Raw genomic sequence first — 20,748 nt, forward strand, 5'->3', positions numbered from 1 at the left:
AGCCGTTCAGTAGTCCTGCGAGGACTCGGGGGTGGCTCCCTCGCGCAGGGAGCCGAACCGCCGGAGGTGGAGCTGCCGGGACAGCCGGATCACCGGCCGGACGAGCAGCTCCACGCTCCCGAAGAGGAAGCACCAGGTCCCCGTCCTGGTCCAGTCGGGGGAGAAGAACATGACGCTGCCGACGATGAACCAGGCGGCGATGAGGATGTCGTTGACGATGCTGACCGTCTCGTACCGCTGACGGATCACCAGTTCCTCGTGCCCCACGTGCACGGTCAACGAGGCTTTCCGCGCCCTCCTCGCCCCGGACTCCGGCTCCGGACCCGACTCCGGATCCTGATCCGGACCTGTCACGCGCATCGCTCTCCCCCCACCGGTCAGTCGTCGGCCTTCTGTCCGGTCACCTTTCCGGTCCTGGCGTCGATAAGGGTCTCGTTCTCCGCCGCGTCGTCGGCGTCGGCACTGGCCCCGTCCCCGCCGCCATCGCCCTTGACCGTGTTCACCTGCCAGATGAGCGTGCCCTGCGCGTCCTGGTCGATCTCCAGCGACGCCAGGTCCTCGCCCTTGTGACGGCCTGACGCGATGTGCACGGCCTTCTGCGCCGTGACCTCGGCGCCCTTGAGCTTGGACACGTCGTCGTCGGGCGTGGTGTCCTCGCGCTTCTGGGTGACCTTGCCGCCGTCCTCGGAGATCCGCAGGTCGAACTGCTTGCCGTCCTCCGTCGCGACCTTCAGGTCCCACTGGTGCGAGCCGTCGTCGTCGCGTTCCAGGTCGAAGGCCGTGCCGCCCTGGACGTCCTTCTCGCCGGTGTCCAGTGCCTTGAGCCCGTTCCGTACGGAGGCCGGAGCGGAACCGGAGGCGGAGGCGGAACCGGAGGGCGAGGCGGACGCCGATTCCGATGCCGACTTCTTCGGGGACGCCGACTCCGAGTCCGAGCCCGGACCCGAGCCGCCACCGGAATCCGAACAGCCCGTCAGCGCGGCGCCCAGCAGCAGTCCGGTGGCGCCCAGCAGGGGAAGAAATTTACCGTTACGTCGCATAAACACCTTTCTACCTCCTCACGCCCCCGCGCTCAGCGCGCACACGACCGAGCCCCAGCCTGTTCCCCCGGCGCCTCGGGGCGGCTACGTTCCCTGCATCGCGTCCGTAACCCGGACACGGGTCCCCCCACGCCGAACAGCAGCGCTTTCCCCGTCGGCGCGCCCGTACGCACCCGTACGCGCGCCGCACGCACCGGAAGGAAGGACCCGATCATGCGCACAGCCCAGGCGCCCTCCCGAAGACCCGCCCCGGCTCCGTACAGGAGTCGCGCGACCGTCGCGGCGCTGGCCGCGACCGCCCTGGCGGCCCCCCTGCTCCTGGCCGCCTCCACCTCCCCCTCGGCCGCCGAGGCACGCGCCGCCGACCGCGCCGGAACCGCGGCAGCGGCAGCCGCAGCAGCCCTCGGGAAAGACCCCGCCAAAGAGGCCGACAGGCTGGCCAGCAAACTGGTCCAGCGCACCGGGGCCAAGGCCGCCACCCGCCATCTGAAGGCGTTCCAGGCCATCGCCGAAGCCCACGACGGCAACCGGGCAGCGGGCACCCGTGGCCACGAGCTGTCGGCGAAGTACGCGGGCGCGCTGCTCAAGGCGGCGGGCTACAAGGTCAGCTACGAGGACTTCGACTTCGTCTACCGCGAGACCCTCGCCGAACGCCTGACAGTCCTCGGCGAGGGCGGTCGCGACGTGCCGCTGAAGCTGATGACGTACACCCCGAGCACGCCGGTCGGCGGCACGGAGGCGGCCGTCGCCGAGGTCCCCGTCGACGCGGACGACAGCACCGGCTGCCAGGCCGCCGACTACGCGTCCGGCGCCTTCGACGGAAAGATCGCCCTCATCCGGCGCGGCGGCTGCACCTTCGCGGAGAAGCAGGCGGCGGCGGCCGGGGCCGGAGCGGTCGGCGCCGTGGTCTACAACAACATCGGCGGCCAGCTGAACGGCACCCTGGGCGACGCCACCGCCGGACGCATCCCCACCGGCGGGATCAGCAAGGCCGACGGCGAGGCGCTCTCCGCCGAGGTCGCCAGGGGGACGGTGCGGGTGAACCTGGAGGTGCGGGAGTTCCAGGAGCAGCGCACCACCCCGAACGTCATCGCCGAGACGCGCGGCGGCGACGCGGACAACGTCGCCATGCTCGGCGCCCACCTCGACTCCGTGGCCGAGGGCCCTGGCATCAACGACAACGGCTCGGGCAGCGCGGGCATCCTGGAGTCGGCGCTCCAGCTCGCCAAGGCCGACCCCTCCTTCGTACGCGGGCAGCGGCACGGCACGCACGCGGGGGACAAGCGGAACGACAAGCGGAACAAGGTGCGGTTCGCGTTGTGGTCGGCCGAGGAGCTGGGCCTCCAGGGCTCCGAGCACTACGTCGAGCACCTCTCCCAGGCCGAGCGCGACAAGATCGCCCTCTATCTGAACTTCGACATGATCGCGTCGCCCAACTACGGCCTGTTCGTGTACGACGGCGACGACTCCGACGGCGTCGGCGAGGGCCCGGGCCCCGAGGGCTCGGCGGCGCTGGAGGCGGACATCAACGCCTTCATCGCCTCGCGCGGCGAGCAGCCCCGCGGCACCGACTTCACGGGCCGCTCCGACTACGGCCCCTTCATCGAGGCCGGCATCCCCGCGGGCGGCACCTTCACCGGGGCCGAGGGCATCAAGACCGAGGCCCAGCGGGAACTGTGGGGCGGCACGGCGGGCGCCGCGTACGACGGCTGCTACCACCAGGCGTGCGACGGCATCGGCAACATCGACCAGAAGGCGTTCGACGTCAACCTCAAGGTGATCGCCAACGCCGTCGGTCACTATTCCTGGGACACCGGCGCCCTCCCGTAGACCTCTCGCCGACCTCTCGCCGACCTCCCGTAGGCCCCGTGAACCCCGAGCAGACCGCCCGCGCGGCAGGTCGTGGCCCGGGTCACGTCACCAGCGGACGTGACCCGGGCCACTGAGAAGAGGGGTAGGAGGCTGCGCCCGGCACCCGCGGCCCGGTAGGCTTTCCGTGTGATCTTCAAGCGAATCGGAAACGGGCGGCCGTACCCCGACCACGGCCGGGAAAGCACCCGCCAGTGGGCGGATGTCGCCCCACGCCCGGTGCGCCTTGACCAGCTCGTCACCACCAAGGGCCAGCTCGATCTGGAGACCCTCCTCGCCGAGGACTCCACGTTCTACGGCGACCTCTTCGCCCACGTCGTGAAGTGGCAGGGCGACCTCTATCTGGAGGACGGGCTCCACCGGGCCGTACGCGCCGCGCTCCAGCAGCGGCAGGTACTGCACGCCCGCGTTCTCGAACTGGACTGACGCGCCGGGCCCGATCCGGCCCGGCTTGGTCCGGGCCGGGGGCTCCCCCGCCGCCACGCCGGGGGAGCGCCCGTACAGCCGTACGGGTGCACGGCCGCGACGCCCCCGCACCCCTCCCCACCTCGCGTCTGACGCGACATCAGCTCGCATATTGGCCCTTTTGGGTTGTGCCCCGCACTGGCCATTGATCATCTAGTAGGCAGTGCTGTCATCGCGCATTACGCTGCGCATATGAGCATGCTGACTCCCCCCGGCATGGGCGGAAAGTACCGTGTGACGGGCGACCGCTACCCGCAGATGCGCCGCCCGCGGGGCCGCCGCAGGATCGTGCTCGCGAGCATCGCCACGGTCGCGGCGCTCAGTCTGGCCGGATGGGGAACGTTCCAGCTCATCGACGTCTTCTCCGGCGGCGGCAGCGGTACGGCACGCGCCTCCAGCGCCTCGGGCGAGGACTGCGGGGACACCGAGTCGGCGAAGGGCGAGGCCGTGGGGAAGAACGGAAAGAGCGAGAGCGAGAAGGACGGCAAGAGCGGCAAGGACGGCGAGGACAGCAAGGGGAACGGGAAGGACGGCAAGCTGCCGAAGCCCGGCTCCATCACCGTCAACGTCCTCAACGCCACCAAGCAGAGCGGCCTCGCCAAGTCCACCTCGGAGGAGCTGAAGAAGCGCGGCTTCAAGATCGGCAAGGTGGGCAACGCCCCGGCCGAGCTGGACAAGAAGGTCAAGTCGGCAGGCGTCCTCCTGGGCGCACCCGGCAAGACGACCGCGTCGAACTTCAAGGTCCTCGGCACTCAGCTCAAGGGCGCCGACACCCGCTACGACGAACGCGACGGCGACGACGTCGACCTCGTCCTCGGCGACGACTTCAAGAAGCTCGCCAAGGAGAAGGACGCCGACAAGGCGCTCGCCGCCCTGGCCCACCCCAAGCCGTCGGCGAAGCCGTCGCAGTGCTGAGCCGCTGAGCGGGCGGGCCCGAGGGCCCGACCCGTACGGCCCCGTACAAGGGCGACGGCCGAAACCGGCCGCTCAGCCCAGAACCGAACCGTCGGCGAACCGCGAACAGCGAACCCAGCCGAACCGACCCGACCCGACCCGACCCGTCAGCCTGCCGTGCCGTACATGCGGTCGCCCGCGTCGCCGAGGCCCGGCACGATGAAGCCCTGCTCGTTGAGCCGCTCGTCCACGGAGGCCGTCACGACGGTCACCGGCGTACCGGCCAGCTCGCGCTCCATGACCTCGACGCCCTCGGGCGCGGCCAGCAGGCACAGCGCCGTCACATCGTCGGCCCCTCGGCTGATCAGCTCCCTGATGGCCGCGACGAGCGTGCCGCCGGTCGCGAGCATCGGGTCCAGCACATACACCTGCCGCCCGGACAGGTCGTCCGGCATCCGGGTGGCGTAGGTGGACGCCTGCAACGTCTCCTCGTCGCGCACCATGCCGAGGAAGCCGACCTCGGCCGTCGGCAGCAGCCTGACCATGCCCTCCAGCATGCCGAGCCCGGCGCGGATGATCGGCACCACGAGCGGACGCGGGTGGGACAGGCGCACGCCCGTCGTCTCCGTCACGGGCGTCCGGATGGCGACCTGTTCGGTGCGCACGTCGCGGGTCGCTTCGTACGCGAGGAGGGTCACCAACTCGTCGGCCAGGCGCCGGAAGGTCGGCGAGTCGGTGCGCTCGTCGCGCAGGGTGGTCAGTTTGTGCGCCACCAGCGGGTGGTCGACGACGTGGGTCCGCATGCTTCGACAGTATCCGAGGCGGTCCCCGTGACAGCACTGGCGTACCCCCGCCGACGAGAGGGAAGGTAGGCGAGTACGCCGGAGGTGTGCAGATGCCCTATCCGCAGAAGCCCGAAAGATCCGAGAGACCTGAGAGACCCCAGCAGTCCGGGAAGCCCGAGCAGCCGGGGACGCCGGGGAAGCCGGGGCACCCGGGGAAGGCCGGGAGCGCGGCGGACGCCGGCGGCCGTGGCAGGTCCAACGCGACCGACGCGGACCGGCTGCGCCGCCGGGCCCGTTTTCTCCGAGAGCTGAACGAGGCCCGGGAACTGCGCGACCGCGTCCAGCCGCGCCGCGCCCGCGCGGCCCGCATGCGGCAGCACATGCGTATGCGGACTTTCCGCTGGTGAGTCATGCGGGGCAGCGCAGCGCCAGCGATCGGTCACTCTGTGTCGCGATCAGCGGTCTGGACGGTGAGATCTGCGCAAACACCCGGACGACGCACTGTCGAAGACCCTTCGCACAGCCTCGGTTTCTGCCACGATTCCGATGGGGCGGGGCCGCAGTCCTCGTCAGCAGCACTCGGGCACATCTGAAACCAGTGGGAGAGTCACGGTGTATTTCGCCGCACTGCTCGCGCGCACCGAAGACGGGTGGGAAGCGAGCGACGCAGAGCTCGATGACGTGGAGACCCTGGCCGATCTGGCCGACCTGGCCCGTGAGGCCGCGACGGACGACGAGACTGTGCTGGTCTGCATCGAGCAGGAGGGTGAGTGGTTCGGAGTCGTCCGCGTGGACGGCGAAGACGATCCGCGCGTCTACGTCTCGGACGCCGCGGCGGCCATGCGCAGTTCGTACGGCGAGATACTGCTCTCCGACGAGCTGCTGGGCCGCGAGCCCGAGGATCCCGCAGCTCTCGACCAGCTCGTGGACCTCGACGGCACGGAGGACGGGGAACCCGATGAGACCAAGGAGGAGGACCCCGCGACCACAGACGCGGAGAGCACCGCGCCACCCGGCCCGCTGGGCGACCCGGCAGTGCTCTCCGACCTCGGCCTGGAGGAGAAGGCCCTGCTCACGCTGACCTCGGAGGACGCGCTCACGGAGATCGCGGACGCGTTGGGCTGCACGGATGTGCTGGAGGCCGTGCGCTGAGCGTGGGGCCGTCGCGTGCGTGACGTGCGTGCGCGTGCGGCGGTGGACCGGGCCGCGGGCGGGTCCGGTCCGCCGCGCGACGGGTGGCGGCGCTCGGCGCGCGGCACTGTGCGCGGCGGGGGCGTGAGCCCGCGCGCGAGGGCTGAGAGGGACACTGTCCCCATGACCCCCGACGCCGTTCCGGGGCCCGCCGCCGGGCCCGACCCCGTACGCGATCCGTGGCGCGCGGCGATGCGCCTCGCGCTGGAGGAGGCCGAACGGGCGACCGGGACGGGGGACGTCCCGGTCGGCGCGGTCGTGCTCGGCCCGGACGGCGGCGTCCTGGGCCGTGGCCGCAACGAGCGCGAGGCGACGGGCGACCCGACGGCACACGCCGAGGTCGTCGCGATCCGCGAGGCGGCCCGCGCGAGGGGCGAGTGGCGCCTCACGGGGTGCACCCTGCTGGTGACCCTGGAACCCTGCACGATGTGCGCCGGCGCCACCGTGCTCGCGCGCCTGGACCGCGTGGTCTACGGCGCCGTCGACGCCAAGGCGGGCGCCGTCGGCTCCCTCTGGGACGTGGTCCGCGACCGTCGCCTCAACCACCGCCCGGAGGTCATCCACGGCGTCCTCGCCAAGGAGTCCGCCACCCTCCTCACCGACTTCTTCCGCCGCCCCACCCCCTGATCCGCCGCGATCCCCCACACGATCCCGGAACCGATTTCGACCCACGGGGCCCTGTGGGCTAGAGTTCCTCTCGGTAGCGTGTCCGAGCGGCCGAAGGAGCTCGCCTCGAAAGCGAGTGAGGGGGCAACTCCTCCGTGGGTTCAAATCCCACCGCTACCGCTCTTGAGCAGGACGTATGAAGGGCCGGACCCGGCGAGGGTCCGGCCCTTCATCGTGGGGGGCCCGCCTACATGCCGCTGAGGGCGATCATCAGGGCGCCCACCGACAGCGCCGTGCCGACGGCGTACGCGGCGCCGCCGGCCGCCACCGCCTGGGTGCCCGTCAGGAATCGGCGCGCGACCAGGTAGACGATCAGCCCGGCCGCGCAGCCGACCAGCACATGGAAAAGCGTCAGCACCCAGCCGATGCCCGCGGCCACGGCAATGCACCCGGTGGCCACCAGCGTCGCTCTCGGGCTGAGGTCACGCCGGACGAGTGGGTACGTCACGGCGCCGACGACTGCCGATATGACCACGGCAATGATGAAAAACATGATGAAGACGAATTCCCCGTTCCTCGAAGGCAATTGGCTCACCGACAAGCGCAGCAGCATGTCTACACCACGTCGCGCGACGGCCTCCGTGACTGCCGGGAGCCGCGTCGGGCCGTGATGTCGCAGGTCCGGGCCGCGTGCGGAGAACCGTGCCGGGCCGCTCCGCGTCTCCACCTGGAACGGAACCGGAACATACAGAAGGCTCACCCCCCATGACGCGCACCGCACAGCCCGACCCTTCGGCGCCATCGACGGGCGCGCGCCCGCGACGCGGCGTCACCGTCACCACGTTCGCCGTCCTGCGGCGACACCGGGGGGCGCTGGCGGGGACGACGGTGCGCGTCGTCGGGCTGTGCGGACTGGTCGGGCTGCTGCTGACGGCCGCGATATTCGCGCTCTCCTGGCCCCTCTTCACCCATATGCGGAACCAGCTCAACTGGTACCGCTACGTCGAGGACCCCTACCTGCACGACAGCTCCGACCTCGGACTCGTCGCCCTCTGCACACTGCCCCTCTTCCTGCTCCTCCTCGGCATCGGCAGCGCGGCCCTCCAGGGCGCGTGCTCCCGGGCCGTCGCGGCGGGGACGCGGACGCCTCCGGAGCCCCCAGAGGGGGACCCGCCCCGTGCCGAGGTCTCCGTCTCCGCGCGGCGGCCGTGGCCGATGATCGCCGTGTACACGCTGCGCGGCCTGATCGTCTGGTCCCTGCCTGTGCTCGTCATCTACGTGTCGGAAAGCCTCACCGGCTACCACATCGACACCGAGGACCAGATCCTGGAACGCGGCTCGCTGCCCTACAACCTCATCCAGGACTCCCCATGGGTGGCCATCTTCATCGCCGTGCTGCTGCGCCTCGCGCTCGCCCTCGCCCCGGCCGCCGCGGCGTCCGACGGCCTCGGCCCCGTCGCGGCCCTGCGCCGTTCCTGGAAGCTGATGTGGACACGCACCGGATGGATCCGCGTGCTCGCCCTCGCGCTGCCGCTGGCCGCGCTCACGGCCGGGGTGCTCCGGCTCGTGACGCAGCTCGCCCTGCCGCTGCGCCCCCTCGTGCGCTCGCTCCTCGAAGCGGCCACGGGCAACTTCTTCGCCGGGTACTACGCGGGCATCCTCGCGCCCGTCATCGTCGGCATCCTGGTCGCTGCGGCCCTGACGCTCCCCCTCACCTTCACCGCCTTCGCGGCGCTCCACGACCACCTGCGCCCGCGCGGGGCCGGGGAGCGTGACGCGGGTGTCAGTGCCGCGGGGTAGTTTCCGGAGCACTGTTCGTCGTCCATCAGTCCGTCAGTCCGGCCGGTCGGCTCAAGGAGGCTCGTGTGTACGTTGCGGCTCTGTCCAGCCCGGAACGGCTCTGGTCGGCCGACGACGTCCTGTCGCGTCCGGGACCGGTTCCGAACACGGCGGGTGTGTACGGCTGGCACTTCGGCGAGTCCCCGCACCCGGGACTCCCGGCGGGCCGACTGCTGTACGTGGGGATCGCGCCACGACGCATGTCGAACAGGACCAGCACGCAGAACCTGCGCAAGCGCGTCAGGTTCCACTTCCGGGGCAACGCCTACGGCTCCACGCTGCGGCTCACCCTGGGCTGCCTGCTGAGGCTGGAGCTGCGCCGCGTCGGCAGTGGGAAGCGTCTGACGTTCGCGAGGGACGGCGAGGCGGAGCTGACCCGGTGGATGGCCGAGCACGCGCGGGTGTGCTGGCTGGAGCACGCTGAGCCGTGGACCGTGGAAGCGGATCTGATCGCCCGCCTGGACCTCCCCCTGAACCTCGACCAGAACCGGCACAACGCCTTCCACCCCCACCTCACCGAGCTGCGCGCACGGGCACGCCACAGGGCGCGAGACCTCCCCGTCACCACGTGACCGGCCCACTGTGATGTGGCCGCCCCACCTGAGGCGACGAGGACGGATCGGCTCGGATCAGGGCCGCCCCGCAGCGCCTCGACGTCAGACGTTGTCGGCTTTCACTGTGGCGACGAAGTGAGCGAAGGTCTCGGCTCGGACCATCAGCACTGCTCCGTTCTCGGTCTTGGAGTCGCGGAGGCCCACGAAGCGCCCCAGGAAGGCCGCTTCGACGCACTCGTTCTGTGCCGCGCTGTATGAACTCTTGAACCAGCCTACGGAGGCCGGGCCGGCGAGCATGTGGTCGGTCATGATGCGTAGTCCTGTCGTGCTGCGGCCAACATCTCAGTCGATACGTCGCGGTCCACCGCCTGGGACCGCAGATAGTCAAAGATCATTTTGTACTTGGCGATGTCCTGGGGATTGTCCAAGTAGATCCCGCGGTCATGCGTCTCCAGGTACACCACAGACATGGAGGCCAGCGGGTTCGCGGCGTCCTCACGGCCGATGGTGACGAACGGAGCCCCGGCACCGGCGGCGTGCGCCCCGCTGGCGAACGGGAGTACCTGGATGTCGATCTGTTTCTGCCGCTGGGCCTCTTCCAGGTGTGCCAGTTGCTCGGCCATCACGGCTCGATTTCCGATGACGCGTTTGAACACGGCCTCGTCCAGCACCACCCACAGGGCGAAGTCGTCCCGGTTGAGCGCTTGCTGCCGCATCATCCGGATCTCGACGTGACGGTCGACCTCTTCCCGCGACGCCCTGACCATCTGCGCCTCGTGAAGGGCTTGCGCGTACGCGCGGGTCTGCAAGAGCCCCGGCACCAGGCCGGACGCGAAGACGTGCTCGTGGTCGCCTGCCGACTCGAACGACAGCAGCGGGTCCAGCAGCTCCGGGACCCCACGGTCCACCCACCACCCTTCGCCCTGGATCTTGGCGAGGGCCACAAGGGCGTCCCGTTCCTCCGGGGAAGCCTTGCAAGCTTCCGCCATGCCCTTGACCGTCGCCCACTTGACCCGCGAGCGGTCCTTCCAGTCTTCATAGCGGCCAACCATCGCTTTGCCGCAACCCGCCTCTTTCGCGAGTTGCGTCTGTGTCAGGTTGGCGCGGGCGCGTAGCGAAATGAGACCACGGGCGATCAGCATGCGCCCGGCCGGTCCGGCAGGCCCTATTGCCGCCATGGTCAAACCCTTCAACTCGCTGATAGCGCCGACATGCTGAGCGTACGGGGTGCGAGTCGTCATGGAGTCCTCTGGTCGAACCTCCGGCCAAAATGAGGAATCATCAAAACGGGGTTCCGCATTCGATGACACCCTGCCATGCTGTTACTCACAGGGCCAGACGCATCACCGTGTGTGATCTTGCGCGGGTGGCTCGACGCCGAGACGTACCGGAGCCCAGTAATGGCAACCTCACACCGCAGGACTCACCGGCCCGCCCCCGTCCAGCCTGATCCCGGCAGGCCACGCGTTCGCGCTTCTCTCAGCCCTGGAGAACTGGACGTTCAAGTGAGAGGCGCACGCATGTGGGCCGGTATCTACGCGGCCCGTGGATGGCCCGTGGCACCTGCTTGCGCCGGGGGACACGAATGGTGCTCGACCCCGGACCGGCACCCACGTAACACCCGGTGGCCCAGCGAGGCCACCACCGAACCGGAGCACTTGGACGCGCTGTGGGACCGACGTTCCAGCTACGGCGTCATCGGGGCTACCGGACGCGGAATGACCGCGTACTACGTGGAGGGCTTGGGGTGGAGCCGATTCCTGGCGGCATGCGTGTGGTTCGACATTCACGCGCCCCTCGTACGGCTTGCCGCGCAGGAAGGTCTCGGTCCGTCCCGCTTGTACACGATGGCGTGCGGCGATGCCGAGGAGCCGGTCGACGCCCGCCTGCGCGTACACCCCCCAGGACTGCCACTCGTACTCCCCCCAGCCAACACGGGCGCGCACGCGAAGTGGCTCGCTGCCCCCATCGCAGAGACACCGTTACCCACCTTGGCCGAGCTGACCGCCGTACTGAGGTCGATCAAGGCCGACTGAACACGCCCCCACTGGAAGGAAAAACCATGTTGCAGTCCCTTCACCTCAGGCTCGAATACGTTCCCCCACAGGGGCTCCGTGCCAGGCTCGCCCAGCGTCGAAGTGACGACGGCACACGTGCGGGTCTCCGACTGTCCGGGACGGCGCGATGTGTGTCCCTGGCCAGGGAGTTCGTGCGCGAACAACTCGTGGAGTGGAACGTGGAATCCGAACTCGTCGACAACGCAGAACTCGTCGTCTCCGAGCTGGCCACCAACGCGATCGTGCACACGGAGGGCGGCCGGATCAGCGTCGTGACGGCACGCGGCGACGGCCAGGTGATGGTGAGCGTCACCGACACCGGACCTCATCGCTGTGTCCGGAGGCGCGATGCGGGCCCTGACGAGGAATCCGGGCGTGGTCTGCACGTCGTTCATGTGCTCGCCAACCGTTGGGGAACGCGATTGGTCGGTGGTGGAACCTGCGTGTGGGTCCATCTCCGCGCTGCTTCTGCAGAGGGGACGGGAGCGTGTCGATGACTCGGCTTTGTGTCGCCTGCCAGCAGCCGGGCACGCCAAGGTTTCCGTTGACACAGGTGGACAAGGACTCAAGCTCCGGGGGTGGCGCCATCCTGTGGAGGCACCGTGCCTCATGCCCCGAGTCCGTGAAACGGCGCCAGCGTCAAGGTTCCGTGCGGCGGGAGCGCGAGCGTTCTTGAACGCCCCCGTACAAGCCGCTGAGCAGGACGAACGCAGGGCCGGGCCCCTGGTGAGGGTCCGGCCCTGCGTCATGCGTGCGGGGGCTCGGCTCGCGGCTCGGGCGAGCGACGACGGTCGGTCGGTCGGTCAGCGAGGGCGCCTCACGCTGGCTGATCACGTCCAGCCGTCGCCGAGGTCAGGCCCCCGCGTCAGCGTCTGTCCCCTACTTTCGGCCGTGCCTGGAGGACCTGGAGGGCTCCACGGAGTGCCTGGAGTGCCTGGAGTGCTCGGGAGGCCTGGAGGCGCTGGAGCGCCTGGAGACGCTGGGAGCCGGCCCGAAAGACGCTTCGGACGGCGCTGCCGGGGACCCGGGCCTCACACTCTCAGCCCAGCGCGCGATGGATGAGTTCCCCAGTTCCGACGAACCGCCGGGGGCGCCTCGGTCGCGGGGTTCGCGGACTTCGATCCGGCTGGGCGGCGCGGGGCGGTATTCGGGGATCGGCTCCATGCGGCTGCTTCGGCGCGAGCCCTCGTAACGGGACGGCGGGGCGGGCAGCAGGTGGCCCGGAGTGATCGTCGAATCGCTCCCATGCGAGGAGGGCGGCCCGAGCAGGCGGGGCCCGTCCCTGCGGCTGTCCCGGCTGTCCCGGCTGCTCCGGTGCGATTCCGAGGGCGCCTCGGAGATCGATGTGGGCCTGATGACGCGGGGCGTGACCGTCGACTCGCTCCTGCTGGAGCGGTCGCGGTCGCGGTCGCTCCTGCGCTCGCGGTCGTCACGGACCAACGGCGGGGGGCCGTAGCTGGGTGCGTCGCTGCGACGGCTCCGGCTCCGGCTCTCGAAGGAGTTCGTGATGGTGACCCTGGTGTTGCCGTGGCGCACCCTCAAGATTTCTTCGCGCGAGTAGTACCGGCTTCCTTCTGGTGGCATTCCGACCTCTCTTTCGGAAGTGCTCCCGCTTCACGACGCGGGTTGAGGAACACCACGCACACGTGTCAACAGCGGTTCAACGGCGGGGCGTTCTGACTGATCAGCCGGATGCCGCCGACCACAAGCAGTCGCATTCCGCCACTGCTGCCGGAGCGGGACGCGGTCAGGGCCGACGGGGCGGCGAGGGCGCCTCTCGCCGCCCGCTCACGCCTGACCGCTCCAGGGACCGGGCCCCGGGCTCGCGCCTACCGGCATGTGGCCTCGCCAACCGGTCCTGCGCTGGGCTCGATCAGTCGAGACGGCAACCGGGGCGAGCGAGGCCCGGGGGGGGCTCGCCTCCTTAGCGGCGAGAGCGCCTGGAGGCGGATTCGGATTGCGTGGAGGGCCCGGCGGGCTTGGAGGCGCTGGACGAGGACTTCGTCTTCCTGATGTACGCACCGTTGCGGTCAACCACCAGCGCCGCGTCGCCGTGGGGCATGGTCTTCTTCCTGCCCGACTGGGACGGCTTGTTGCTCTCCACCAGCCCGCCGCGGTGGTCGCGTGTTACCCGGCCGTCCTCAATCCTGTTTATCGCCTCCAGCGTTGCGGCCTCCGCAGCAAGCTTGATCGGGTTGCGTGTGTGGTCTTTGCGTACGGGGGCCGGGCCCTCACCACTATTGGGCGACACCTTTTGGGCCCAGTTCGCAGTTCGGCTCTGTTGCGCGTCGTACTGATGCGAGGGGAGGGAGTCCCCGCTGTAGACAGACTGGTCGCGATACGACTCGCTGCTGGGCCCGTTCTGCCGCGAACGGTCGTCACGGGAGCCGTGCGTGCTGGGCGGCGGCATGTACCTGCTGGGTGTGATCGTCGAACCGCTCCATTGCGAATCAGCATATGTGCCGCTGTGGCTGCTCCGGTGCGTGCGCGACTCAGAGCGCGGCTCAGAGCGCCGCTCAGAGCGCGGCTCAGAGATTGCGTAGGGCAGGAGCAGCCGCGAGTCCTGATTCGCGTGGGGGTCCATGGTGTGACTGCTGTAGTAGCTGGGGACCGGGCTTTCGGATCGGGGCGCGACGGTGACGATGTTCGGGGAAGGGGAAGGGTCCGCCCTTACGTACTCGACATTCGGGCGACTCGACTCCGAGTGCCTGCTGCTCCGGTGCGACCTGCTGTCATGCGACGACGGCGCGTAGCTGCGGGCAGGGCCCGCATAGGCGACTGGGCCGACCCGGCTCACCTCCATCTGAAGGTCCTCCATGTTCCAGGAGCTTGAGTGCCTGCTGCTTCGGCTACTGGGTGGCATTCCGACCTCATCTCTCGGTCTTTCGGAAGTGCTCCCGCTTCACAACGCGGGATAAGTCCCACAACGGGTCCATGTCCATGACGGTTCAGCGGCCGGAGTCGGCGGTCATCCAGGTGCCGCCGGCCACGAGGACATGGAGAGCGCCAGGTCAGCGGCCCGCGCCCCGCGCCGGAGGCGGCGCGATGCTCACGCCGCGACCGCTGCCGCCTCGCGGCGGTTCGGGACCACGTTCCACCAGGTGACGCAGCGCAGGCACCACTCCAGCGGCCCGTAGCGGAAGCGGCGCAGCCACCAGGCGCTCAGGACGGCCTGCACCGCCAGGATTCCGGCGGCGAGCACCATCGCCGTGACCCACTGCGCCGAGTCGGCGAGGCCGAGGAAGTGGTCGGCGGCGACGAGGGCGAGCGTCGCGGTGAGGTAGTTGGTCATGGCCATCCGGCCGAGGGGCTCCAGCACCGCCGACAGCGGGCAGCCGAGACGGGTGCGCAGCAGGAGCAGCAGAGCGGTGGCGTAGACGAGGGCGCCGGCGAGTCCGGCAGCAGCGGCGATGCGGGTCGCGTACGGGCCGTCCATCGGATACGTGTGCTGCGCCCAGACGCCGAGCGCCGCGACGGGGAGGGCGAGGGCGAGCAGGACGGCCAACTGGCGGGTGCGGCGCTCCAGCGTGCGGTGGATGCCGAGCCGTGCGACGGCCAGGCCCAGCAGGAACAGCCCGGGAATGCTGGAGATGCCGCCGCCCGCGAGCGTGACCGAGGCGACGGTGCCCAGCAGGCCGCCGATCAGGACGAGCCACGTCGGCAGCCAGGTGGCGGGCAGCAGGATGACGAGGCCGACGACCGCGTACGGCGCCAGCGCCTCACCAGGGTGGAACATCTGGTGCGCGAGGCCGAGCAGGCCGAGGGCGGTCAGCCGACGGACGAGGAGCCGCCGGGGGTGCACGGAGCGTCGCGCGGCCCCGTCCAGGAAGACGGCGAAGCTGAGGCCGAAGAGGAAGCAGAAGATCGGGAAGAAGCGGTGCTGGACGAACAGGTCCAGGAACGCGGGGATCGGGTACCAGTCGAGCGGATCGGAGGCTGTGTCCGAGGCCATTTTCATGTGCAGGACCTGGTTGATGTTCACCAGGAGGATGCCGCAGAGGGCGAAGCCGCGCAGGGCGTCGAGCGCGGTGACCCGACGAGTGGGGGCGGCGGGACGGCCGGGCGCGGCGGCGGCGTGCTCGGGCGCGGTGAGGACCAGGGTCGGGGTCGTGGTCGGGGTCGTGGACGTCATGGGTCGACGATCTCCGCGCCGGGCCGGAGCCCGCATCGGCTCCTTGGCCGATCGGCATCGGCCGATCGGCCGATATGGCCCCTCCGCACGCGTACGCCTCCGCGCCTGCGCCGAACGGGCCTCCCCCGCCCGCTCCCCCGTGCGCCTCCCCGCGCCACCCCGCACCCCTGCGGCACGCTGAGCCGCCCGGAAACGCGAGGGGAAAGGGAAGGGTGAGGAAGAGGGTGACCATGTGGCCCGGCGCCGTGCGGTGCGTCGTCTGTGAGCACAGCGGCGCCGACATGATGCTCGTCCAGGTCATCGAGACGGGCTCTGGGCCCGGTCGCGGCCAGTACGCCTGTCCCTCGCCGTGCGCCCAGCAGTACGCGAAGCGGTTCTACGCGCCGGACTGGCTCCGCGAGGACCTGTACGCACGCGGGCTCTGGCCGTAGCGCCCCGCGACCACCGTCCCGTCGGCCCGTCGCCCCGTCGGCCGGTGGGCCCGTCACCCCGTCAGCCCGTCAGCCCGTCAGCCCGTCACCCCGTCAGCCCGTCACTCGGACGCCCCTCACGCCGCCGACGACCCCCGCTTGCGGGCCTCGATCAGGAAGCGGGTCGTGCGGGCCTGGAAGGGCCCTTCGCGCTCGATGAGGTCGTGGAGATCGCGGAGGCGGTCGCGGTACGCGGCGACGGTGAAGCCGGGGACCATCCAGATCACCTTGCGCAGGAAGTAGACCACCGCGCCGATGTCGTGGAACTCCGTGCGCAGGCTCTCGGAGCGCAGCTCGACGACCTCCAGCCCGGCCGCCTCCGCCGCACGGCGCGCGTCGTCGGGGTGCCGCGCGCGGCGGGTCGCCTCGGGCTGGGGGCCGAGGAAGAACTCGACCAGCTCGAAGACGCTCGCGGGCCCGACCTGCTGGGAGAAGTACGTGCCGCCCGGACGCAGCACCCGCGCGATCTCGTCCCACCAGGTGGTCACGGGATGGCGGCTGACGACGAGGTCGAAGGCGTCGTCGGCGAACGGCAGCGGCGGCTCGTCCGCGTCCGCGACGACGACCGCGCCGAGGGGGTGCAGCAGCCGGGTCGCCTTGGCGACGTTCGGCGGCCAGGACTCCGTCGCGACGGTCAGGGCTGGAAGCCCGGGCACCCCCGCGAGGACTTCCCCGCCGCCCGTCTGGATGTCCAGCGCGGCGGAGGCGCAGGCCATGCGGGCGCCCATCGCCCGCTGGTAGCCCCAGGAGGGGCGCTCCTCGGTGGCCCGGCCCGCCAGCCAGGAGAAGTCCCAGCCGTCCACCGGGACGGACTCGGCCTCTGCCACCAGATCGTCGAAGGTTCGCCGCGTACGCATGGCCCCATGCTCCGTCCCAGGCCGGAGGCCATGCCACCGGATTACGCCCCGCGACGCCCTGCCGGGGAGGCCCGGAGCGGCCCCGAACGGCCCCGAACGGCCCAGAGAGCGGCCCGGAGCGGCCGGGGGAAGCGGCGTCGGGGACGGGGGGGGGCGCCGCTTCCCCCGTCGGGGACGGGCCCACGGTCCGGTCCGCGGTCGGGGACGGGTCGCGGTCCGGACCCCGCAGCGGGCCCCGTCGTCAGCCCGCCGGGCTCCTGCCGGAACCGGAGGGCTTCACGGACCATGCTGTCGCGCGGACCTCGCCCGGCGGACCGGGCAAAGGACCCTGATTGCGGGGGCTTTGGTCCCGAACGCCGGGATCATGCTCTGGACAGCACTCGATACACTCACACGACCTCAACAGGGGACTACGGCAGGCGTGGGAGGCAGGGGCGATGGTGCAGGCGAAGAAGGCCGCGCTCTATCTGGTGATCGTCTTCGTGCTCTACACGATCATCACCTCACCGGCCAGAGCCGCCGACCTCGTCCAGATAGGTTTCGAGGGCATCTCGGGCGCGGCCCAGGGCGTCGGCGAGTTCATGACGCAGCTCATCAGCTAGCGCCTCCCTCCCCCCCTCCCGGCAGCTCACACACCTCCAGCCCTCCGTCCCGCCCCGGGACGGAGGGCTTCGCGCCGTACGCGCCCAACCCTCCCCGCCCCTCCCCCCTCCCTTACTCCACCCTGACTCCGGATTGATGTTCGGTTACGGGCTATAGGCGCCGTATACCCCAACTCGTCACCAACACGGAGTTATACGGTGCTTGCACCTAGTGCACATGTCTTGTGATGCTATGACCGCTTTGGGTGGATTACTGGCCCGACAGGCCGACCGGCCGACGAACCGGCGGCCCGACGAACCGAGACCGATCTGCACCGTAAACACCGTAAAGGGGTGGTGGCTGAGTGGGTGGGACCCAGACCCTCCCCCAGACTCCTTCCGGGGGGACTCCCCGGAACCGGAGCGCGGAGGCCAGGGCACTGACCGCGGTGCTCTTCGAGCAGCTCTCCGGGCTGGAGGCCGGGACCCCCGAGCACAACCGGGTGCGCGACGCGCTCATCGAGGCCAACCTGCCCCTCGTGCGCTACGTCGCCGCGCGCTTCCGGAGCCGCAACGAGCCGATGGAGGACGTCGTCCAGGTCGGCACGATCGGGCTCATCAACGCCATCGACCGCTTCGACGCGGACAGGGGCGTCCAGTTCCCCACCTTCGCGATGCCGACGATCGTCGGCGAGATCCGCAGGTACTTCCGCGACAACGTCAGGACCGTCCACGTGCCCCGGCGGCTGCACGAGATGTGGGTGCAGGTCAGCAGCGCCACCGAGGACCTGACGACGCTCATGGGCCGCTCGCCGACCACCGCCGAGATCGCGGACCGGCTGAAGCTGGCCGAGGAGGACGTCCTGGCCTGCATCGAGGCCGGACGGGCCTATCGCGCCACGTCGTTGGAGGCGGCGCAGGAGCGCGAGGACGGGATGCCGGGCCTGCTGGACCGGCTCGGCTACGAGGATCCGGAACTGGACGGAGTCGAGCACCGGGATCTGGTGCGTCATCTGCTCGTCCAGCTGCCGGAGCGCGAGCAGCGCATCCTGCTGCTGCGCTACTACAGAAACCTGACGCAATCGCAGATCAGCGCCGAGTTGGGCGTCTCACAGATGCACGTCTCGCGGCTGCTCTCGCGCAGCTTCGCGCGGCTGCGCGCCGCAAACCGGATCGACGCGTAACCGGAACGAGGGTCACCCGCACGGGGGTCAGCGCTCTCAACTGTGCAGTTTTATCGACATGAAGCTACGTCGCGTTGCTGACTTGTGACATTCTGCAAGAGCTGCGTTTGCCGTGGCGGCGCTCCCGGTATTCAGGGGGAGGTGCTCCCCTCACGCGAGGGTGCCGCCGCGACCCGTCCGCGACCTCTAGGGGGTGGCATGTCCGTAGAACTGGGCAGCTCGAAGGTGCTCACCGAGAACACGAAAGCCGATGCTCCGCAAGATGCGCTGGAAGCTCCCGCGGTCACCGTGGATCCCGCGCCCGCAGACTGCGATGCCCTCGACACCCGCACCCTCTCCCGCTCCCTCTTCCTGCGGCTCGCCGGTCTCGACAAGGACAGCGTGGAGCGTACGTACGTCCGCGACACGCTCATCGAGCTGAACCTCCCGCTCGTGCGGTACGCGGCGGCTCGCTTCCGGAGCCGGAACGAGCCGATGGAGGACATCGTCCAGGTCGGCACGATCGGCCTGATCAAGGCGATCGACCGCTTCGACTGCGAACGGGGCGTGGAATTCCCCACGTTCGCGATGCCGACGGTCGTCGGGGAGATCAAGCGGTTCTTCCGCGACACGTCATGGTCCGTGCGCGTGCCCCGGCGGCTCCAGGAGCTGCGGCTCGCCCTGACGAAGGCGAGCGACGAGCTGTCCCAGACGCTCGACCGCTCCCCGACGGTGCCCGAACTCGCCACCTGCCTCGGGGTGTCGGAGGAGGACGTGGTCGACGGCCTGGCCGTCGGCAACGCCTACACCGCCTCCTCGCTCGACTCCCCCTCCATGGAGGACGACGGCGGCGAGGGCTCCCTCGCGGACCGGCTGGGCTACGAGGACTCCGCGCTGGAGGGCGTCGAGTACAGGGAGTCGCTGAAGCCGCTGCTGGCCAAACTCCCGCCCAGGGAACGCCAGATCATCATGCTGCGCTTCTTCGCGAACATGACCCAGTCGCAGATCGGCGAGGAGGTCGGCATCTCGCAGATGCACGTCTCCCGGCTGCTGACGCGCACGCTGTCCCAGTTGCGCGAGGGACTGATCGCGGAGGACTGACCACTCACCGCAGAGGATGGTGCTTTGCCTTCTCGGGGGATACGGAAGAGGCTCACAGGGTTCACATCTGACGTAGCGTCAGCAACACTGTCCCGATGCGACGGCAAGGGCAATCGCGACGGACCGCGACCGCGACGACGTTACGGCCATACGCGACGGGCCGCCGGGGCGGCGGTGCACTGACCGCCTCGGCGGCTCTTCTCTGTCTCGGCACGCTGACCCCGCTGCTCGCGGGATGCGGTGGCGGGGGCGGCGACGAGGGGTACGTGGCCGTGGGCGCGGCGGAACCCTCCGCGCCGGGGTCGTCCGCCGAGCGGGTTCCTCCGGAGGGCGGCGTCGAGCTGGTGCCGCTGGACGAGGGCGACGCGGGTGAGAGTGCGGATGCGGGTGAGGGCGCGGGTGAGGGCGCGGGTTCGTCCCGGTCACCCTCGGCCAAGGGCGGCCCGTCCTCTGCTGCGCCGTCTTCCGGCGCGGGGGGCGGCTCTCAGAGCCCCGGGCCCGGGGACGGCGGCAGCGCGGACCCGGCCCCGGATCCGGACCCGAGCCCGAGCCCGAGCGGCGACGACGCCGAGGACGGTGCCGAGGGCGGCGGCTCGGACAGCGGGACGGCACGGCCCGGCGGGCCCGCGGCGCTCAAGGTGGGGGAGCCCGAGCGGAAGAAGACGGACGACAGGTGGTGCGAGAAGGTGACCGTCGCTTTCCGCAACACGGGCGGTGAGCCCGTGCGGACCGGCACCGTCACCTTCGGTACGCACATCATCGGCGGGCTGGGCGTGGACTGGGCGACGATCGAGAGCGAGCGGAAGCTGCCCGTGCCGATCGGTGCGGGGGAGAAGAAGGAGAAGACCTGGACCGTGTGCGTGGACCAGTGGCGAGTACCGCTGGGGATGCACATCGAAACCCAGGACGTAAAGGTCACCGGCTGGAACCGGTAGCCCTCCGCGGGGTGCGGAAGGAAACACAGGGTTCCCCCTTCACCGGTCCGCGCCCCTTCACGGGGTGCGGGGTGAAGGCCACACAGGGTGCCCCTCTCCTCAGAGGGTGCGCCTGGTGTGGGTGCCCCTTTGGGGGTTCGTTCGCGTGTTGCGGGCCGGTGGCACGGGTTGTGCCCACCCGTCCCGCCAGCGGGACGATTGCCCACAAC

At 70.4% G+C, this 20,748-nt stretch carries 24 protein-coding genes and 1 tRNA gene; 17 read left to right on the forward strand and 8 right to left on the reverse strand.

The features are described 5' to 3' along the window. Positions 1 to 6 precede the first annotated feature (6 nt). Both ACYVOO_RS03775 and ACYVOO_RS03780 read right to left on the reverse strand, forming a co-directional pair. The gene (locus tag ACYVOO_RS03775; RefSeq protein ID WP_461014233.1) at positions 7 to 273 is read right to left on the reverse strand and encodes a YrhK family protein; all 267 of its coding nucleotides are present in this window, start codon (positions 271 to 273) and stop codon (positions 7 to 9) included. Between the two features lie 104 nt (positions 274 to 377). After that, positions 378 to 1,040: a PepSY domain-containing protein gene (locus ACYVOO_RS03780; protein ID WP_461014213.1), complete on the reverse strand. Its 663-nt coding sequence runs from the start codon at positions 1,038 to 1,040 to the stop codon at positions 378 to 380. 213 nt (positions 1,041 to 1,253) lie between these two features. On the opposite strand from ACYVOO_RS03780, the gene ACYVOO_RS03785 reads away from it, so the two are divergent. From ACYVOO_RS03785 to ACYVOO_RS03795, 3 genes are all read left to right on the forward strand, one after another. After that, the gene (locus ACYVOO_RS03785) at positions 1,254 to 2,870 is read left to right on the forward strand and encodes a M28 family metallopeptidase (protein ID WP_461014214.1); all 1,617 of its coding nucleotides are present in this window, start codon (positions 1,254 to 1,256) and stop codon (positions 2,868 to 2,870) included. A gap of 168 nt (positions 2,871 to 3,038) precedes the next feature. Then, the gene (locus ACYVOO_RS03790) at positions 3,039 to 3,335 is read left to right on the forward strand and encodes a type II toxin-antitoxin system VapB family antitoxin (protein WP_003999914.1); all 297 of its coding nucleotides are present in this window, start codon (positions 3,039 to 3,041) and stop codon (positions 3,333 to 3,335) included. Positions 3,336 to 3,566: 231 nt separating this feature from the next. Then, positions 3,567 to 4,289: a LytR C-terminal domain-containing protein gene (locus ACYVOO_RS03795; protein ID WP_461014215.1), complete on the forward strand. Its 723-nt coding sequence runs from the start codon at positions 3,567 to 3,569 to the stop codon at positions 4,287 to 4,289. A 146-nt stretch (positions 4,290 to 4,435) separates the two neighbouring features. On the opposite strand, the gene upp is transcribed toward ACYVOO_RS03795, so the two are convergent. Further along, positions 4,436 to 5,071: a uracil phosphoribosyltransferase gene (gene upp / locus ACYVOO_RS03800; protein ID WP_453346524.1), complete on the reverse strand. Its 636-nt coding sequence runs from the start codon at positions 5,069 to 5,071 to the stop codon at positions 4,436 to 4,438. A 92-nt stretch (positions 5,072 to 5,163) separates the two neighbouring features. Between upp and ACYVOO_RS03805 the strand changes: the two genes are divergently transcribed. The 4 genes from ACYVOO_RS03805 to ACYVOO_RS03820 all read left to right on the forward strand — a co-directional run bounded on the left by ACYVOO_RS03805 (position 5,164) and on the right by ACYVOO_RS03820 (position 7,030). Beyond that, positions 5,164 to 5,460 carry a hypothetical protein gene (locus ACYVOO_RS03805; RefSeq protein WP_461014216.1) on the forward strand — a complete coding sequence of 99 codons (297 nt, stop codon included), beginning with the start codon at positions 5,164 to 5,166 and terminating at the stop codon, positions 5,458 to 5,460. Positions 5,461 to 5,665: 205 nt separating this feature from the next. Further along, positions 5,666 to 6,205 carry a tRNA adenosine deaminase-associated protein gene (locus tag ACYVOO_RS03810; protein WP_461014217.1) on the forward strand — a complete coding sequence of 180 codons (540 nt, stop codon included), beginning with the start codon at positions 5,666 to 5,668 and terminating at the stop codon, positions 6,203 to 6,205. 162 nt (positions 6,206 to 6,367) lie between these two features. Continuing rightward, on the forward strand, positions 6,368 to 6,871 hold the full coding sequence (tadA, locus tag ACYVOO_RS03815; RefSeq protein WP_461014218.1) for a tRNA adenosine(34) deaminase TadA: 504 nt from the start codon (positions 6,368 to 6,370) through the stop codon (positions 6,869 to 6,871). A 72-nt stretch (positions 6,872 to 6,943) separates the two neighbouring features. Beyond that, positions 6,944 to 7,030 (forward strand) — tRNA-Ser (locus tag ACYVOO_RS03820). A gap of 67 nt (positions 7,031 to 7,097) precedes the next feature. On the opposite strand, the gene ACYVOO_RS03825 is transcribed toward ACYVOO_RS03820, so the two are convergent. Further along, positions 7,098 to 7,463 carry a hypothetical protein gene (locus tag ACYVOO_RS03825; protein ID WP_461014219.1) on the reverse strand — a complete coding sequence of 122 codons (366 nt, stop codon included), beginning with the start codon at positions 7,461 to 7,463 and terminating at the stop codon, positions 7,098 to 7,100. Between the two features lie 152 nt (positions 7,464 to 7,615). On the opposite strand from ACYVOO_RS03825, the gene ACYVOO_RS03830 reads away from it, so the two are divergent. Together ACYVOO_RS03830 and ACYVOO_RS03835 are read left to right on the forward strand one after the other, a co-directional pair. Continuing rightward, complete coding sequence (locus ACYVOO_RS03830; protein WP_461014220.1) at positions 7,616 to 8,650, forward strand: hypothetical protein; 1,035 nt, start codon at positions 7,616 to 7,618, stop codon at positions 8,648 to 8,650. 65 nt (positions 8,651 to 8,715) lie between these two features. Further along, positions 8,716 to 9,261, forward strand: a complete 546-nt coding sequence (locus tag ACYVOO_RS03835) for a GIY-YIG nuclease family protein (protein ID WP_461014221.1) — start codon at positions 8,716 to 8,718, stop codon at positions 9,259 to 9,261. Between the two features lie 84 nt (positions 9,262 to 9,345). On the opposite strand, the gene ACYVOO_RS03840 is transcribed toward ACYVOO_RS03835, so the two are convergent. After that, a complete protein-coding gene (locus ACYVOO_RS03840; RefSeq protein ID WP_461014222.1) occupies positions 9,346 to 9,552 on the reverse strand; it encodes a DUF397 domain-containing protein in 207 nt (68 codons plus the stop codon). Continuing rightward, entirely contained in the window at positions 9,549 to 10,484 is a 936-nt protein-coding gene (locus ACYVOO_RS03845; RefSeq protein ID WP_461014223.1) for a helix-turn-helix domain-containing protein, read from the reverse strand. Before ACYVOO_RS03845 ends, ACYVOO_RS03840 begins: the two co-directional genes overlap by 4 nt. 279 nt (positions 10,485 to 10,763) lie before the next feature. Here ACYVOO_RS03845 and ACYVOO_RS03850 point away from each other — a divergent pair, with 279 nt between their 5' ends. The 3 genes from ACYVOO_RS03850 (at position 10,764) to ACYVOO_RS03860 (ending at position 12,756) form a co-directional block, all read left to right on the forward strand. Further along, entirely contained in the window at positions 10,764 to 11,279 is a 516-nt protein-coding gene (locus tag ACYVOO_RS03850) for a bifunctional DNA primase/polymerase (RefSeq protein ID WP_461014234.1), read from the forward strand. A 26-nt stretch (positions 11,280 to 11,305) separates the two neighbouring features. Then, positions 11,306 to 11,797, forward strand: coding sequence for an ATP-binding protein (locus ACYVOO_RS03855; protein WP_461014224.1), 492 nt, complete (start codon positions 11,306 to 11,308; stop codon positions 11,795 to 11,797). Positions 11,798 to 12,525: 728 nt separating this feature from the next. Beyond that, positions 12,526 to 12,756, forward strand: a complete 231-nt coding sequence (locus tag ACYVOO_RS03860; RefSeq protein WP_461014225.1) for a hypothetical protein — start codon at positions 12,526 to 12,528, stop codon at positions 12,754 to 12,756. Positions 12,757 to 14,349: 1,593 nt separating this feature from the next. Here the strand turns inward: ACYVOO_RS03860 and ACYVOO_RS03865 are convergent. Then, complete coding sequence (locus ACYVOO_RS03865; protein WP_461014226.1) at positions 14,350 to 15,432, reverse strand: DUF418 domain-containing protein; 1,083 nt, start codon at positions 15,430 to 15,432, stop codon at positions 14,350 to 14,352. 224 nt (positions 15,433 to 15,656) lie between these two features. Between ACYVOO_RS03865 and ACYVOO_RS03870 the strand changes: the two genes are divergently transcribed. Continuing rightward, entirely contained in the window at positions 15,657 to 15,863 is a 207-nt protein-coding gene (locus ACYVOO_RS03870; protein ID WP_461014227.1) for a hypothetical protein, read from the forward strand. A gap of 116 nt (positions 15,864 to 15,979) precedes the next feature. Here the strand turns inward: ACYVOO_RS03870 and ACYVOO_RS03875 are convergent, their stop codons facing one another. Next, on the reverse strand, positions 15,980 to 16,759 hold the full coding sequence (locus tag ACYVOO_RS03875) for a class I SAM-dependent methyltransferase (protein WP_461014228.1): 780 nt from the start codon (positions 16,757 to 16,759) through the stop codon (positions 15,980 to 15,982). A gap of 437 nt (positions 16,760 to 17,196) precedes the next feature. Here ACYVOO_RS03875 and ACYVOO_RS03880 point away from each other — a divergent pair, with 437 nt between their 5' ends. From ACYVOO_RS03880 to ACYVOO_RS03895, 4 genes are all read left to right on the forward strand, one after another. Continuing rightward, positions 17,197 to 17,361 (forward strand): hypothetical protein, encoded by a 165-nt coding sequence (locus ACYVOO_RS03880; RefSeq protein WP_453346504.1) that lies wholly within the window; start codon positions 17,197 to 17,199, stop codon positions 17,359 to 17,361. A 344-nt stretch (positions 17,362 to 17,705) separates the two neighbouring features. Next, on the forward strand, positions 17,706 to 18,524 hold the full coding sequence (locus ACYVOO_RS03885) for an RNA polymerase sigma factor SigF (RefSeq protein WP_453346503.1): 819 nt from the start codon (positions 17,706 to 17,708) through the stop codon (positions 18,522 to 18,524). 198 nt (positions 18,525 to 18,722) lie between these two features. Then, positions 18,723 to 19,604 (forward strand): RNA polymerase sigma factor SigF, encoded by an 882-nt coding sequence (locus ACYVOO_RS03890; protein WP_461014229.1) that lies wholly within the window; start codon positions 18,723 to 18,725, stop codon positions 19,602 to 19,604. A 95-nt stretch (positions 19,605 to 19,699) separates the two neighbouring features. Continuing rightward, complete coding sequence (locus tag ACYVOO_RS03895; RefSeq protein WP_461014230.1) at positions 19,700 to 20,539, forward strand: hypothetical protein; 840 nt, start codon at positions 19,700 to 19,702, stop codon at positions 20,537 to 20,539. The last annotated feature ends 209 nt before the right edge of the window (positions 20,540 to 20,748 follow it).

This window comes from Streptomyces daliensis (assembly GCF_054782395.1).